This is a genomic window from Bacillus sp. M6-12, assembly GCF_002860285.1.
Classification (GTDB): Bacteria; Bacillota; Bacilli; order Bacillales; family DSM-1321; genus Peribacillus.
In genome coordinates this window covers 227,350-240,660 of the sequence record NZ_PGVF01000027.1, presented here as the reverse complement: position 1 = coordinate 240,660, position 13,311 = coordinate 227,350, and the positions used below count along the sequence as shown (strand labels likewise).

Below are 13,311 nucleotides of genomic sequence, written 5' to 3'. Positions count from 1 at the left end.
TGTAATTGTTTGCTTAACCTACCATTTGGGTAATTTTATCAATAATTTTAGTGATGACATCTCCAATGCTTCCTTCACTCTTGCTTACTGCCTGAGAAACAATGCCTAATACAAGAATCAGCAAAGCAGCAAGGCCAAGCCATTCCAAAGACTGAGCGCCCCTTTCGTTCTTCACCGGATACATCATTTTAGTCCAAGCTTTAATCATCATGTTTTTCATAGTAAATCTCTCCCTTTTCATTCGGATTATTTAAAAATATTAAATAGATTGCTATTGTCATTGAATAGATTGATGGCCATTAAGCCTCCAATCAATGCCAAAGCAGAAGGCATAACGATAAATGTAGTAATCAGAGTTACTTTCGGCGAGGCCTTTGCAGCCTGCTCTTTTATTTTTTCCTTTTTGAGTTTCCTCATTTCCAAGGCCTGATGCTTGAAGGTACGGGAAATGGGAACACCCAGCTTTTCTCCCTGGATAAGCGATTTAATCAGTATTTGAAACTCTTTGCTGCTGTTTCTGTCCAACAGTGACCGATATGCCTCTGCGCGGGGAACCCCTACATCCGTTTCCTGGATAAAGCGGCCAAATTCAGTCTTGATTGGTCCTTCAAAATAAGGAACAATATCACGTAAAGCTTGATCCAGGCCAACCCCTGCCTGCAGTGTCACGCTCATTGTGTCCAAAAAATCAGGCAGCTGAAACGATAATTCCTCCTGGCGGTTTTTAGCTTTTTGGTTTAGCCAGAGAATCGTGCCCATAAATCCGGCTACCGGATAGATGATGACGGCAACTTCAGCAAAAGGCAGTCTTAATATCAGCGATATACCGCCGATTAACAGCCCAACGATCATCAAAAAAATTTTTAAGCCCTGAAAACGTTCAACTGTTAATTGATATGGAAAACCTGCCTGCATCAGCTTTTTTTTGATATCTTCATTTTCGCTAAAGAAATTAATTCGCTGCCCCATAGAAGAAAAGTCATCTGCATATTGAAGCATTTTAGAAATGACCTTTTCTTTTCTTGTAACCCTCTTGTCCAGCGCATTGTAAATATACGTTTTTTCTTTTATTTCCTCTCTCAGCTCTGCTTTTGCCTGCACAAAGTTGTAAAAACTTTTAAGGCTAAGGGCTAAAAAGATAAGACAAAGGCAAATAATAATAACTAATAATCCATCCACGTTTTCACACCCTTATATTTGTCACTTTTCTTACAAGAATGAACGTTAGAACTGTTCCTCCAAGGAAAAATATCAGCAGAATAACACCAAGCCCAGAAAATAAGGGGTCGAGGAACCCATCTATAACATTATTCATCATAAGTACTAGAATAATAGGGATAAGAGGAACCAGATAGGAGACATATCTTTGCTCCGCTGTCATTGTTTTTATTTCCTGCTGCAATATTTTGCGTTCTTCGAGCGTCTGGCTCATTTCATCCAGAACCGAGTAGAGGTTTCCCCCTGCTTTCTTCTGGATTAAGAGCGTGGCTACAAACAATTGAAATTCCCTGCTGTTAATCCTTTTTTCCATTGATCTTAACGCTGAATTAAAGTCAATCCCCAGGGTAATTTCCTGTGCAAGCCTTTGAAACTCCCCTTTAGCCGGCTGGCTGATTTCCTGTGCTACCATGTTTATTCCTTGGGTTAAAGTCATCCCTGAACGAGTGGAGTTCGCCAAGAGCCGGCAAATTTCAGGAAGCTGTTCAATAATCCGCTGCTTTACCATGTTCTTTCTAATCAGAAAAAGCACCCTTTTGCCAGCCTCAAGCATAATGACTGCCAAAATAAAGGTGATTGACAGTTTTAAGCTGAAAAAGTTTCGCAGGATGATGATGATACCCATGTAGGAAACCGCCAGGGCGCCAATATACTCGGAGGGAGTAAACGGTATATTTGCACCCGTTAATTTTTCATATATCGGCTGGGCTGTTTCTGTTCGGTCAAATCTGTCCCCTAATAAAACGATGAAGCTTTTTCGCTTATTTCCCTCATTATAAAAATTGTGAACTTGCTTTCTCCATTCACGCTTGTCCTTTCGATAGTCCAGATAGTAATATCCGGAAATGATGAACATCAGGACAGTAAGTGCAGTAACTATAAAAAGTGTCATTGCTTCACCCCTTCGTATATCGGAGTAAAGGCCGCCTCTGGAATCGTTATCCCAAAAACCTCAAGCCTGCTCAGACACTGCGGGATGTATCCAGTTGGCGTGAAATATCCTTCAATTGAGCCATCCTGCTTCATGCCGGTTCTTTTAAAATGGAAGACTTCCTTTACTTCATGGGATCCATCCGGCTTTTTGACGACTTCGGATATAGAAATGATTTTCCGGGTACCATCTGTTAGCCGGGTAGCCTGGATAATAATATCAAGGGCACCCACGATATATTCTCTAATGATATGGCTCGGCAGCTCCATCCCGGCCATAACCACCATCGCTTCAACCCGCCGGAGGGCATCATCCGGAGAATTTGCGTGGACCGTTGTTAATGATCCCTCATGCCCTGTATTCATCGCCTGAAGCATGTCAAATGCCTCACCGCTTCGGACTTCTCCAACGATGATTCTGTCTGGCCTCATCCGAAGTGCATTTTTCACAAGCTGCCTGATGGAAACTTCACCGCTGCCTTCAACATTGGCTGGCCTCGCTTCAAGTCCGGCAACGTTTGGACGGTCGAGCCGAAGCTCTGCAGAATCTTCAATAGTGATAACTCGTTCACCATGTGGAATTGAGGCTGCAAGAACATTAAGCACAGTCGTTTTTCCGCTTCCTGTTCCGCCGGATATCAAAGTGTTCATTTTTGCTTTGACAATTCCGTCTAGAAAATCGGCCATCGAAGAGTTTAGCGTATGGAAATCCAGCAAATCCTCCATTTTAAATGGTTCTTTCCGGAACTTCCTTATCGATACCAATGTCCCATTTAGGCTGATCGGCGGGATAACCGCATTCACTCTGCTTCCATCAGGGAGGCGGGCATCAACCATCGGGGAGCTCTCGTCAATCCTTCTGCCGATCGGAGCTACAATCCTGTCGACGATATGACGGACATGATCGTCATCCCTAAATACAACTTCTGTCAGTTCAAGCTTCCCTAGCCTCTCGATATATACTTCATTCCAGCCATTGATTAATATCTCCGTGATTGCAGGATCATTGATCAAGGGTTCAAGCGGGCCATAACCCACCGATTCATCAAGTATGCGTGTAATCAATATTTCCTTATCATGACGGGAGATAATCACCTTTTCTTCCGCCATAAAGTGGCTTACAAGCTGCTCGATTCTCAGCCTCATTTCACCCTGTGACAGCTGAGTCAGCGCTTCGAGATTGGTATCCCTTAAGAGCCGGGCTTTATAATGCTCAACCAGTTCATCTACTAGATGATTTTCATATTGATATGATTGCAGTTTAGCTGAGCTGGCAATTTTCTCTTTTCGTTTTTCAAATAAGGATGCCACCATGCGAATCCCCCTATTTCAGTACAGAAAGCCCCCATTTTCTTACATCTTTTGCAAACGGAATAAGCCTTCTCTCTTTTACTGTTTTTCTTACCGGCTCCCCTTTGTTCAAAAAAGGCTGCAGCCCTTTATGATCCAAACGGACGGCGGCCGCAATGGGAAACCTTAGAACATTCTTAAGGTCTTTTTCTTGAATCTCATTTTCTCTTCCTATTTTATTAAGGATAATTGACGTTCTGGAAGGCAGCTCGATTCCCAATCTCACTGATAATTCCTCAAACTGTTTTAATACTTTTAAAGAAGGGGTATCAGGATTCAATACATAGTAAATCTGGTCCGATTCTTCCAAGGCTGTTACAACATGACTGTTCATATAAGATGGCAAGTCAATAATCACAAAATCAAAGCTTCGCCTGCAGGTTCTTAATAACTTTGCAATAAATTCCTCAGAAATGGTTTCTGCTGTTTCCGCGTCACAAGGACTAATCAGTACTTCCAGCTTAGAAGACTCCAGTTTTTGAGAAACGTTGCGGATGTGGCTCTCGTTTAATTCATCAATAACAGGTGTCAGATCGGCAATCGACCTGTTGGACTGAATGGAAAGCAATGTTTCAATCCCTCCAAATTGGAGATTAAGATCAATTAAAATCACTTCCGCAGTTGATTCGACTTTAAGAGTTTGAGCTAACGCAGAAGCCAAATTCGACTTTCCGCTTCCCCCATTCCCGCTAAATAACGAGAAGATCTTGCCTCTGCCTCTTCTAAATGAAGCAGGGGCATCCGCCTTTTTCACTTTTTGAGCTTCATAGTTTTTAACTATGGCAGGAAAACGGCTAACGAAAAGACTGTGTTCCTCCGGATAAACAAAGAACTCTGCTGCTCCGGCTTTCGAGATGTTTCTCAATTGGGTAAAATCTGTTTCTTTTGCAATGTAAATGACTAAAGTGGAAGGTCCTACCGATTTTATGTATTGAATGCTTTCCACTGCAATATCGGTTTCAGGCTGTACATAAATAACGATATCCTGCACGTCCCTGTTCACCTCTCGGACAGCTTCCTTGGTATGTATCAGCTGGACAGGATAGCTTGCTGAGACAGCATTTAATATTTGATTATGTATGACCTCATCGTCACTAATTAATAGAACTTTTAGATCCGGCTCCATATGATTCCCTCTTGCTATTTATTTTTGCTTTCATTTGTGGCTGGTAATGTCTTTGGCTGATTAGGCGCTACAGCTGGTTTAGTCCCTGTTTGGCTGGCCTTCTTTTGAGGCTGCGGTGGCGCTGCAGCGGGCGCTGGCTGTGCAACCTTTGATTGCTTAGTTACTTCCGTTTGGCTTGCAGTTTGCGGAGGGTCTTCTTTTCCTACGTTGGCTTTAAGTACTCTCACTTTATCTGCATAATTTTGAATATGTATTAATTTTGGAGCATCCTTCATATTCACTTCCAAAGCCACGCCGGCAAATTTATCGCCCTTCCCCTCTGCAAAGGCAACGGGGACATCCCTCATAAAGATTTCCGTTTTCGTCTGCCCTTTATTTTCAGTAGAAACGATTATGTCTACCCTATCTAATGCTTCAATTATTTGATCAAACTGGACTTTTTCGGAAGGATACATAGCAACAAGCCTGTTGTTTTCTTCCCGAAGGTTTGAATATGGCTTTATCATGTTTTTGGTTATTATTTCTTCCTTTGATAAAGGGACAACCAGTACCATATTTAACAAATCATCCTTATCCGTTATAAATCCTTCGTTTACGAATTTATTGGGAATTTCCGTTGTAGTTATCTGACTCTCTTGAATTGGCGTACGTACGGGAATATCGGTCCCCGCAACATATACTTTTGTCATCCCTCCAAGTTCTGCGTTTAAATTCTTTACCTTCTCATACACTAAATAAGCCGCCACAGAAGCTAAAAGAAAAGCAAGAAACAAAAATATAGCGGCTCTCCTCTTTGACTCTAACATCCTGCATCTTCTCTCCTAAAATAGGTTTTATCCTGGTAAATTTGGTAACTCGCTTACTACTATTTACCTCGTTTTAAAACTTATCAACCAATATTTACCTTAAATTTTCCACATATCACTACACAATAAGTACCATCTGTTCACAAAAACGTCAAACTCACCAATAAAGCTTCCATTTACTGTATAAGAAATTCATCCTATAAAAGGAAAGTCTCAATAGAAAATTTAGGTAAAAAGCAATGATTCATCAGGATGTATAAGAGCATGTGCTACTTGGAAGAAACTAATTTTTCGTAAATTTCACTAAAGTTCCGTTACAAATATTACAAATAATAGGTACATTAACTTATTTTTCACTTCTTGCATGTAACAAAGTAAATACTGAAATAGGTGGGGGCGCAGCAACATAAATTTAGATAACTAAACTTTCTAGCTGCACTGGCAAGCGTCGTTCTTTCCTATGTAATCTGGCTAAGCTTGCTCTGTTTATCCATTATCATAATTTTTTATAATAAACAAAGGCTGCCGAATTTAATCGACAGCCTGGTTACTAGCCCGTTTAGAATAACAATAAGTCCCGCAATGGGACTGAATAGTATAACCCTATGAAGAATTCAAATGAACTGGTCAGAAGATTTCACCTTTCCATATTTACCCCCGCCGCCAGCTTCAATCTGCAGCCTTCCGCTTCTGGCGAGATCAATATACGCCGCGACTTTTTCGGGCACGACTTTCAGCAGGTCAATATAAGCAGCCTTATGCAAAATTGACATTTCAGTGCCAAAGGCTTCCAGCAGGCGATCCATTAGCTTTGGTCCAAGCCCGGGAATAAATTCGAGGGGAACCTGGTGAACATATGGGGGCCTTTCCGGTTTTTGTCCGGCACTCGCCAATTCTTCTATTCGTTCAGAAACACCTTTGATGATCTTATTGCTGCCGCAAAGGCTGCAAAGCGTCTTATTTATATGCTGCATGGAAAGACATTTCGCGCACACTGTTTTATGATATTTCCCAAGCAGAGGATTCAATCCGTAATTGACAGCAATCCTTCTGCCATCCTGCCCTCTTAGTGCTTTTTCAAGCTCTGAAAAGCTTGCTTCTTTCATTTCTATTTTCTGATACTCCCTGGCAATTTTCCCGAGCGAGTGGGCATCAGAGTTTGTTAAAAATGTGTAGTCGGACAGTTCGGCAATTGCTTCCGCCATTTGGGTATCAGAACTTAAACCAAGCTCAACAGCATCTATAAACTCTTTATCAAAAACCTCGGTAAGACTTTGCTTTACTCCTTTTCCGTACAGGCTTTTAAACGGAGTAAACACATGGGCGGGAATAAAAAGACCGCCCAGTGATTTTACTGCTTTTTGAAGTGTTCTGGCGTCCGTATATATTCGCTGTGAGCTTAAATTAATATTCTTAACATAGCCGCTCATCCAAGCTGAAAAGGTTTTCATCTTTTCTATAGTGGGTAAATATGCGAGCACATGTATCGGCCCCTGGCAATTGGCATCATTGATCTCGATCTCAGAGCCCGGAATAAAGGTCATATCTCCGTACTGAAGCCCTCCAGCCGTTTTTTCCGCTAATTCACCAGTTCCTATTAATTCTGCTATTTCCTCTATTACCTCAGGAGAATGGCAATCTATAATGCCAATCATGTCCAGGCCTTTTCTTTCTCTTGCTGTCTTCAAAGCGCTGCTGAGCGTAAGCGACCTTGCTCCCGTAATTTTTACTGCCCTGCCGGTTCTAGTACGGCCAATATGGATATGGAGGTCCACATAATAGTCATTCATTCGCTTTCGTTGCCTCTCTCAGCTGCAAATATTGGACAGCAAAAGCCGTCTTAGCATCGTAAATTTTTTGCCGATTCATATAATCAATGGCTTCTTGCAGACTCAATTCCATTACCTCAACAAACTCGTCAGCGTCAGCAGAGGCCGCATCTTCCTTCTTTTTCAGGTCTTCGGCGAGAAATACATGAATAAGCTCATCAGCAAAACCTGGCGAAGTATAAAAAGATGCTACATGGTTCATGCTTTCAGATACATAGCCAGTTTCTTCTTCCAGCTCACGATGTGCACAAGCCACAGGCTCTTCGCCTTTTTCTAGTTTTCCGGCCGGAATTTCTATTATGCTGCGTTCTAGTGCTTTACGGTATTGTTCAACCATTACTATTTTATTTTCAGGTGTAACTGCAATAACCGCAACAGCACCCGGATGCTTAATAATTTCCCGTTTCGATCGGTTTCCATCTGGCAGCAGCACTTCATCCACCTGAAGAGAGATTACTTTTCCATCATATATTTTTTCCGAAGCTACCGTTTTTTCTTCAAATTTCTTCATTTTTGCCACTCCTTGTTCTATTAACAGCACTATTGTTCATACATTTTACCATAAAGTGAAACTTCCATCAGTGGTATGCCCTACTTAATGGGACATGCAGGGATTGTTAAACTTTCAAGCAATTTCATTAAATAATTTGTTCCACTGATGGTTAGTTGAACCAATCGGGCTTTTACGGGCAGTTTTCCCGGAAAGAATTCCCCCTGAATCCATATAAATATAATGAGGGAAATTACTGCCCGTTAATCTGCGATAAAGTGAAACTTCCATCACTGGTATGCCCTCTTAATTGGACATGCAGGGATTGTTAAACTTTCAAGCAATTTCATTAAATAATTTATTCCTACTGATGGTTAGTTGAACCAATCGGGTTTTTACGGGCAGTTTTCCCGAAAAGAATTCCCCTTGAATCCATATAAATATATTGAGGGAAATTACTGCCCGTTAAACTGCAATAATTACTATGGAGGTTGTCCTATGAAGGTATATGTATTGGATAAAGGAATAGTTTTAGCAGGCAAAGGCTGGGAGATTCAGCAGAAGCTGAAGGAATTCCGCCGCAAATATGTTCTGGTTGGTGATTGGATCAATGATGTTCATGGTCCAGCTAAGACAACTGAATTAAAAAGGGGAAAGTGAATCTTTTGAGATAGAGGCGGACCTCCTATACAATGGAATAAATAAACTCACAAAGGAGCGGAAAGCCTTGAAAAAAAGAAGACTGGGAAACTCGGAGCTTTTGGTGTCGGAAATGGGACTTGGATGCATGTCCCTTGGATCAGATGATGAAAAAGCGATACGAATCATACATGCTGCACTCGATGAAGGAATTACATATTTTGATACTGCGGATTTATATGATTTTGGCAAAAATGAAGAAATCGTCGGGAAAGCTTTGAAGCATTGCCGGGATAAGGTGGTTATATCAACAAAGGCGGGGAACCGCTGGAATGAGCAAAAAGACGGCTGGAGCTGGGAACCGTCGAAGAAACATATAAAGGCAGCCGTAAAGGACAGCTTAAAACGTCTTGACATAGATTATATCGACTTATACCAGCTTCACGGCGGAACCATTGATGACCCGATTGACGAGACAATTGAGGCTTTTGAGGAATTGGTAAAGGAAGGGCATGTCCGTTATTACGGAATTTCCTCGATCCGTCCCAATGTGATAAAAGAGTATCTTAGACGGTCTTCAATCGTCAGCATCATGATGCAATATAGTCTGCTCGACAGGCGCCCGGAGGAGTGGATGCGGCTTATTGAAGAGAATAATGTCAGCATTATTGCCCGCGGGCCGTTAGCTAAAGGCCTGCTCAGCGATAAAATGCTGGACAAAGCCTCCAGCAGCATTAAAGAGAATGGCTACTTGGATTACAGCTTTTGGGACCTGCAACGGGTTTTGCCGAAGGTTGTGGAAAAGCTGCCGTCCAGGAGCATGAATGAAATTGCCGTAAGGTATGCACTTGCTTCATCAGCTGTAGGAGCTATTATTCCCGGTGCCAGCTCTTTGGAACAGCTCCGCGAAAATGTGAAAGCAGTAAAGAGCCCCCCGCTTGATGAGGAAGAATTACTGATTTTGAAGGATATTTTTAAACAATCCCGGTATGAAAGCCATCGGTAATTATTATGATGTTCAGGCAAATCAGTTTGGTCCTTTTTCTAATTAAGGGTTTTATTAACCGAATGAACCTTTTTTAGCAATAGAACAGGACAATTAAGCGCAACTATATTAAACGAAAGCCAGACCCTTGCAGTGAAAAACTGCCTTCTACAGCAAGGTCTATATTATTTTTGCGGCACTGTATAAGGGACAAACTGGCTAAAGGACAAAAAAGCCCTGCCATTTGATTGTGGCAGGGCAGATTTTTTTATTCATTTACATCATAATCCCGCCATCAACATGAATGACGGTTCCATTTATATAGCTTGCTTCATCGGATGATAGATATAAATAGGCATTGGCAATATCCTCTGGCTTGCCTAGCCTGTGCAGCGGAATCATTGCCTTCAGCTGTTCAATTACCTTTTCAGGCACAGATTCGACCATGCTGGTTTCAATAAAGCCTGGTGCGACTGCGTTAACATTTATGCCTTTTCTGCCAAGCTCTTTTGCCCATGTTTTTGTCATGCCAATTACTCCGGCCTTTGAAGCTGCATAGTTTGTTTGGCCGACATTGCCGTGTACCCCTGATACTGAAGAGGTACTGATGATTTTGCCGTATCCTTGCTTAACCATTGCAGGAACGACAGCCTGAGTGCAGTGAAATACGCCTGTCAAATTAACATCGATAACCCTTTGAAAATCTTCAGTGCTCATTTTGGTTAACATGGAATCCCGGGTGATGCCTGCGTTATTGATCAGAATATCTATCCTGCCAAATCGGGCCAATACAGATTCCACCATGCTATCTACACTGCTGCGGTCAGCGACGTTTACCTGGAAATATTCAGCTTGATAGCCCTGTTCCTTTAGACTATTTACGTTCTCTATACCTGATTTTTCATTAAAATCGGCGATGGCCACCGACGCTCCTTCCTTTAAAAAAACGCGCGCGGCCGCATACCCTATTCCGTTTGCACCGCCTGTAATTATGGCTACTTTATCCTTTAATCTCATTTTGCTTTCGATTCCTTTCCAAACAAGAAGTTTTCTATCTGATTAACTAGCAATTCCAGGGTATCACCTCAGGGTCTGACTGCTTTTGCAGGCTTAATTACCATTTCATAAGTATGGTAATCAAAGCCTGAAACAGCATTTTGACGATTACAAGTTTATTTTCGACAATCTCCAGCAGGATTCCTGCCAGCCGGCTAATTCCTATGACAACATCTTAAACTCTTTTGGGTGGCAACAAGTAAATGTAGGAATTCCGATAATTGATACAATTAAAACTAAAATCAAAGAAACTAATTATCTATTTCAAATCACTAGAGAAATACAGCCTTAGGAAAGTGTAACTAACAAAAAAAAAGAATAGAAAAAGAGATTCCAGATCATAAAAAATTTCGTATGTCAGCCGGCCATTCCCAGCTATATTATTTTTTTAAATATTTCAATCCGCCTTATTTCATCTAGATGAATTTCTGACAGCCGTTCCAGAATTTTTCTTCCCTTTTCAGTAACTTCTATCAGTACACTGCGCCCATCTTCCGGATTTTGCCTTCTTGAAACTAGCTCTAAATGTTCACATCTGTCAATCAGCCCAACACAGGCATGATTCGTAATTTGCATACGCTCAGCGAGCTCACCCGTCGTAACAAAATCCCTGCCCGGGTAACCCATGATGGCTAAAAGCAGCTGATGCTGCTGGGAAGTAAGTCCGTTGTCCCTGGCAGCTTTGTCACTGAAATTCTGAAATTTCCTTATTTGATATCGAAACTCACCCAAATACACATAAACCTCTTTTGATAACAAAGAATCCAAAAGTGTTACCTTCTTTCCTATTGATGGAAATATCTTAATACGATATAATTAATTATATCGTAACACGATACAAAATTTATGTTAACTTAAAACATTAGGGCGGTGAGAAAAAGAATGCTGGAAATACTTAATTTCATTACTCCAAACACTATTTTTGGGCAAATTTTATTCTTTTTGTCCGGTTCCTTTTTAACAGTTTATTTAAATTTAAAAATTTATAACCCTTGAAAAATAAGTATTATTCTTTCCTTCTAAATAACGCTTTTCCCGCAAAGGAAAAGCGTTATTTTTTTCTATTTAAAGTTCCGCCAGTCAGTGCTGCTTTCGTTCAGCAGCTCTTCAAATGATTTATTTTTTTCTTTCTGTTTGCGTTCAAACGCTCTCTTTGCTTCCTCTTCTTCATGTCTTTTCTTTTCTGCCAAAGAAAGCTCATTTTTTGTGTTTTTCAGCTTAGCGAGTATTTCCTGATTAACCATGTCCCCCAGTGTGAGGGCGCCATTGGTTTGTGGTTTATTGCTTACTCTATCTTGGTTTTGCCTCTTTTTCTTCATTATGTAACCTCCCTTACCCTTTTATTATAACACGGCTCGCGGCTAGACTATTAACCCTCCTTTCAAACGAGCAGGGAGTCCAAACCCCTGCGGCTGGATACTAAAATGGATGTAAATTTTTCACCCTAAATTCTTTTTTACTTTTATAGGTTCGATCATTATAATCTTCATTTTCCAATTTCACTCTTATATTTTCCAATTATATGTACTTCTTGAAAAACCCTTCAAATTCCTTTTTTCATAACTGCTTTAACCAATTTAACCTGAGTGATCCACAACAAGGTTTCGTTTTCCCCTCCTATAATAATTTATCCCTTGCAATACGATGTACCTCGTATTACAATAACCATATATTAACAATGGAGGGAACTCAAATGGATAAAGAAATGATGAAAGGCAGTATTGACCTTCTGCTGCTTTCGCTGATTTCCCAAAAGGATTTATACGGATATGAGATTACTAAAATTTTAAAACAGCTGAGTGATGAGCGTTACGAAATGAGCGAAGGAACTCTATACCCTGCGCTTAAACGCCTGGAGCGAAAGCAGACTATTGAGTCATATTGGAGTGAAACGGATGCAGGCAGGCGGAAATATTATAAGATTACTGAAACCGGGATCACCGAATTGGCACAAAAGCGCAAGGACTTTCAGCTTATGGAGAACCTAATCAGAAAAAGTTCGGAGGGATTTTCATGAAATCCGGACTCGAACGCTTTGTTGAAAACATTGTGCGGCATACAGATTGTTCAAAAGAAGAAAAGGAAGATTTATATGAAGAACTGCTTATTCATCTGAAAATGTCCCGTGACCAATTAATCGAGGAAGGATTAAGTAAAGAGGAAGCGGAAAAAAAAGCCATGGATCTGTTCGGCAATGAAGGAGAAATTGGCAGCCAGATACAGCAGGCGATGTTTCCATACCGCAAAGAACTGATGTTTACCCTTTCCCTGACCTCCATTCTGTACACAGTGGCAGCTTATTGCCTCCAGCTGTTTTGGGAGGGCAATGCCTTCATTATGTGGATGGCGGTTTCGATGGCATCAAGCTCCTTCATTTTTTATTTAGCCGCCAATAAAAGCGTCCATCTAAACCGGAAACGGTGGATCAATAGCATATTGATGCTCCATGCACTGGTTTATTTATACGGCGGGATGCTTTCAGATGGGCTGGACCTTTCCATACTGCCGATTGCCGCAGGATTGGTCATCCTGCTGGATCTGTCGCTGCTCTACCTTACTACCTTGAATAACTTTGGAAACAGCAAGGCCTTGAACAAGGATACAAAAATTATTCACGCGTTAAACATTACAGCAGGAATTTTTATTATTGGGGCAACACTTTTTATGGTGGGCGGCGGCCTGATCATGATCGGCGGATTTTCGCCAATCATGCTGGCGTTCTGTATACCGGCGGTGATTTGGATCGGCCTTTATATTGCCCAAGTAAAAGCATTGAAAAAAAATAAACGTTTGGCATACGGTTTGGCCATTGTCCCAATGCTATTTATTGCCGGGATATTGCTGGTGGTATTCTTGCCAAAGCTGATGTACTAGGAGGTGCA

The 13,311-nt window shown here is 41.2% G+C and carries 17 protein-coding genes; 5 read left to right on the top strand and 12 right to left on the bottom strand.

All coding sequences use genetic code 11. The features are described 5' to 3' along the window. Positions 1-13: 13 nt before the first annotated feature. From CVD28_RS23950 to CVD28_RS28335, 9 genes are all read right to left on the bottom strand, one after another. A complete protein-coding gene (locus tag CVD28_RS23950) occupies positions 14-220 on the bottom strand; it encodes a hypothetical protein (protein WP_101597213.1) in 207 nt (68 codons plus the stop codon). A gap of 26 nt (positions 221-246) precedes the next feature. Next, positions 247-1,179 carry a type II secretion system F family protein gene (locus tag CVD28_RS23945; protein WP_101597212.1) on the bottom strand — a complete coding sequence of 311 codons (933 nt, stop codon included), beginning with the start codon at positions 1,177-1,179 and terminating at the stop codon, positions 247-249. Between the two features lie 4 nt (positions 1,180-1,183). Further along, complete coding sequence (locus tag CVD28_RS23940; RefSeq protein ID WP_101597211.1) at positions 1,184-2,110, bottom strand: type II secretion system F family protein; 927 nt, start codon at positions 2,108-2,110, stop codon at positions 1,184-1,186. After that, the gene (locus tag CVD28_RS23935) at positions 2,107-3,462 is read right to left on the bottom strand and encodes a CpaF family protein (RefSeq protein WP_374702565.1); all 1,356 of its coding nucleotides are present in this window, start codon (positions 3,460-3,462) and stop codon (positions 2,107-2,109) included. Before CVD28_RS23935 ends, CVD28_RS23940 begins: the two co-directional genes overlap by 4 nt. Before the next feature lie 10 nt (positions 3,463-3,472). Then, the gene (locus CVD28_RS23930) at positions 3,473-4,624 is read right to left on the bottom strand and encodes an AAA family ATPase (RefSeq protein ID WP_101597210.1); all 1,152 of its coding nucleotides are present in this window, start codon (positions 4,622-4,624) and stop codon (positions 3,473-3,475) included. A 14-nt stretch (positions 4,625-4,638) separates the two neighbouring features. Further along, entirely contained in the window at positions 4,639-5,430 is a 792-nt protein-coding gene (gene cpaB, locus CVD28_RS23925; protein WP_101597209.1) for a Flp pilus assembly protein CpaB, read from the bottom strand. Positions 5,431-6,044: 614 nt separating this feature from the next. Further along, positions 6,045-7,220 carry an endonuclease Q family protein gene (locus CVD28_RS23920; protein ID WP_101597208.1) on the bottom strand — a complete coding sequence of 392 codons (1,176 nt, stop codon included), beginning with the start codon at positions 7,218-7,220 and terminating at the stop codon, positions 6,045-6,047. Further along, positions 7,213-7,770: an NUDIX hydrolase gene (locus CVD28_RS23915; RefSeq protein ID WP_101597207.1), complete on the bottom strand. Its 558-nt coding sequence runs from the start codon at positions 7,768-7,770 to the stop codon at positions 7,213-7,215. Before CVD28_RS23915 ends, CVD28_RS23920 begins: the two co-directional genes overlap by 8 nt. A 114-nt stretch (positions 7,771-7,884) precedes the next feature. Beyond that, positions 7,885-8,043: a hypothetical protein gene (locus CVD28_RS28335; protein WP_180954299.1), complete on the bottom strand. Its 159-nt coding sequence runs from the start codon at positions 8,041-8,043 to the stop codon at positions 7,885-7,887. A 204-nt stretch (positions 8,044-8,247) separates the two neighbouring features. Between CVD28_RS28335 and mciZ the strand changes: the two genes are divergently transcribed. Next, entirely contained in the window at positions 8,248-8,409 is a 162-nt protein-coding gene (gene mciZ / locus CVD28_RS23910) for a Z-ring formation inhibitor MciZ (protein WP_101597206.1), read from the top strand. 67 nt (positions 8,410-8,476) lie between these two features. Continuing rightward, complete coding sequence (locus tag CVD28_RS23905) at positions 8,477-9,394, top strand: aldo/keto reductase (RefSeq protein ID WP_101597205.1); 918 nt, start codon at positions 8,477-8,479, stop codon at positions 9,392-9,394. 255 nt (positions 9,395-9,649) lie between these two features. Here CVD28_RS23905 and fabG read toward each other — a convergent pair whose 3' ends face one another. Beyond that, positions 9,650-10,390 (bottom strand): 3-oxoacyl-ACP reductase FabG, encoded by a 741-nt coding sequence (gene fabG, locus CVD28_RS23900; protein ID WP_101597204.1) that lies wholly within the window; start codon positions 10,388-10,390, stop codon positions 9,650-9,652. Positions 10,391-10,517: 127 nt separating this feature from the next. On the opposite strand from fabG, the gene CVD28_RS29405 reads away from it, so the two are divergent. Beyond that, a complete protein-coding gene (locus CVD28_RS29405; RefSeq protein ID WP_180954298.1) occupies positions 10,518-10,721 on the top strand; it encodes a DUF4865 family protein in 204 nt (67 codons plus the stop codon). 83 nt (positions 10,722-10,804) lie between these two features. Here CVD28_RS29405 and CVD28_RS23895 read toward each other — a convergent pair whose 3' ends face one another. Both CVD28_RS23895 and CVD28_RS23890 read right to left on the bottom strand, forming a co-directional pair. Further along, complete coding sequence (locus CVD28_RS23895) at positions 10,805-11,197, bottom strand: MarR family winged helix-turn-helix transcriptional regulator (RefSeq protein WP_101597203.1); 393 nt, start codon at positions 11,195-11,197, stop codon at positions 10,805-10,807. A 293-nt stretch (positions 11,198-11,490) separates the two neighbouring features. Then, positions 11,491-11,748 carry a YqkE family protein gene (locus CVD28_RS23890; RefSeq protein ID WP_180954294.1) on the bottom strand — a complete coding sequence of 86 codons (258 nt, stop codon included), beginning with the start codon at positions 11,746-11,748 and terminating at the stop codon, positions 11,491-11,493. A 374-nt stretch (positions 11,749-12,122) separates the two neighbouring features. Here CVD28_RS23890 and CVD28_RS23885 point away from each other — a divergent pair, with 374 nt between their 5' ends. Together CVD28_RS23885 and CVD28_RS23880 are read left to right on the top strand one after the other, a co-directional pair. Beyond that, entirely contained in the window at positions 12,123-12,446 is a 324-nt protein-coding gene (locus tag CVD28_RS23885) for a PadR family transcriptional regulator (RefSeq protein WP_101597201.1), read from the top strand. Further along, on the top strand, positions 12,443-13,303 hold the full coding sequence (locus CVD28_RS23880) for a permease prefix domain 1-containing protein (protein ID WP_101597200.1): 861 nt from the start codon (positions 12,443-12,445) through the stop codon (positions 13,301-13,303). The genes CVD28_RS23885 and CVD28_RS23880 overlap by 4 nt, the downstream gene beginning before the upstream one ends. Positions 13,304-13,311: the final 8 nt, after the last annotated feature.

Excerpts from the sequence above, each read along its gene's own strand:
- CVD28_RS23885 (WP_101597201.1), top strand. The coding sequence starts at position 12,123 with ATGGATAAAGAAATGATGAAAGGCAGTATTGACCTTCTGCTGCTTTCG.
- CVD28_RS23950 (WP_101597213.1), bottom strand. The coding sequence starts at position 220 with ATGAAAAACATGATGATTAAAGCTTGGACTAAAATGATGTATCCGGTG.
- fabG (WP_101597204.1), bottom strand. The coding sequence starts at position 10,390 with ATGAGATTAAAGGATAAAGTAGCCATAATTACAGGCGGTGCAAACGGA.
- cpaB (WP_101597209.1), bottom strand. The coding sequence starts at position 5,430 with ATGTTAGAGTCAAAGAGGAGAGCCGCTATATTTTTGTTTCTTGCTTTT.
- CVD28_RS23920 (WP_101597208.1), bottom strand. The coding sequence starts at position 7,220 with ATGAATGACTATTATGTGGACCTCCATATCCATATTGGCCGTACTAGA.
- CVD28_RS23940 (WP_101597211.1), bottom strand. The coding sequence starts at position 2,110 with ATGACACTTTTTATAGTTACTGCACTTACTGTCCTGATGTTCATCATT.
- CVD28_RS23930 (WP_101597210.1), bottom strand. The coding sequence starts at position 4,624 with ATGGAGCCGGATCTAAAAGTTCTATTAATTAGTGACGATGAGGTCATA.
- CVD28_RS23880 (WP_101597200.1), top strand. The coding sequence starts at position 12,443 with ATGAAATCCGGACTCGAACGCTTTGTTGAAAACATTGTGCGGCATACA.
- CVD28_RS23915 (WP_101597207.1), bottom strand. The coding sequence starts at position 7,770 with ATGAAGAAATTTGAAGAAAAAACGGTAGCTTCGGAAAAAATATATGAT.
- mciZ (WP_101597206.1), top strand. The coding sequence starts at position 8,248 with ATGAAGGTATATGTATTGGATAAAGGAATAGTTTTAGCAGGCAAAGGC.
- CVD28_RS23890 (WP_180954294.1), bottom strand. The coding sequence starts at position 11,748 with ATGAAGAAAAAGAGGCAAAACCAAGATAGAGTAAGCAATAAACCACAA.
- CVD28_RS23935 (WP_374702565.1), bottom strand. The coding sequence starts at position 3,462 with ATGGTGGCATCCTTATTTGAAAAACGAAAAGAGAAAATTGCCAGCTCA.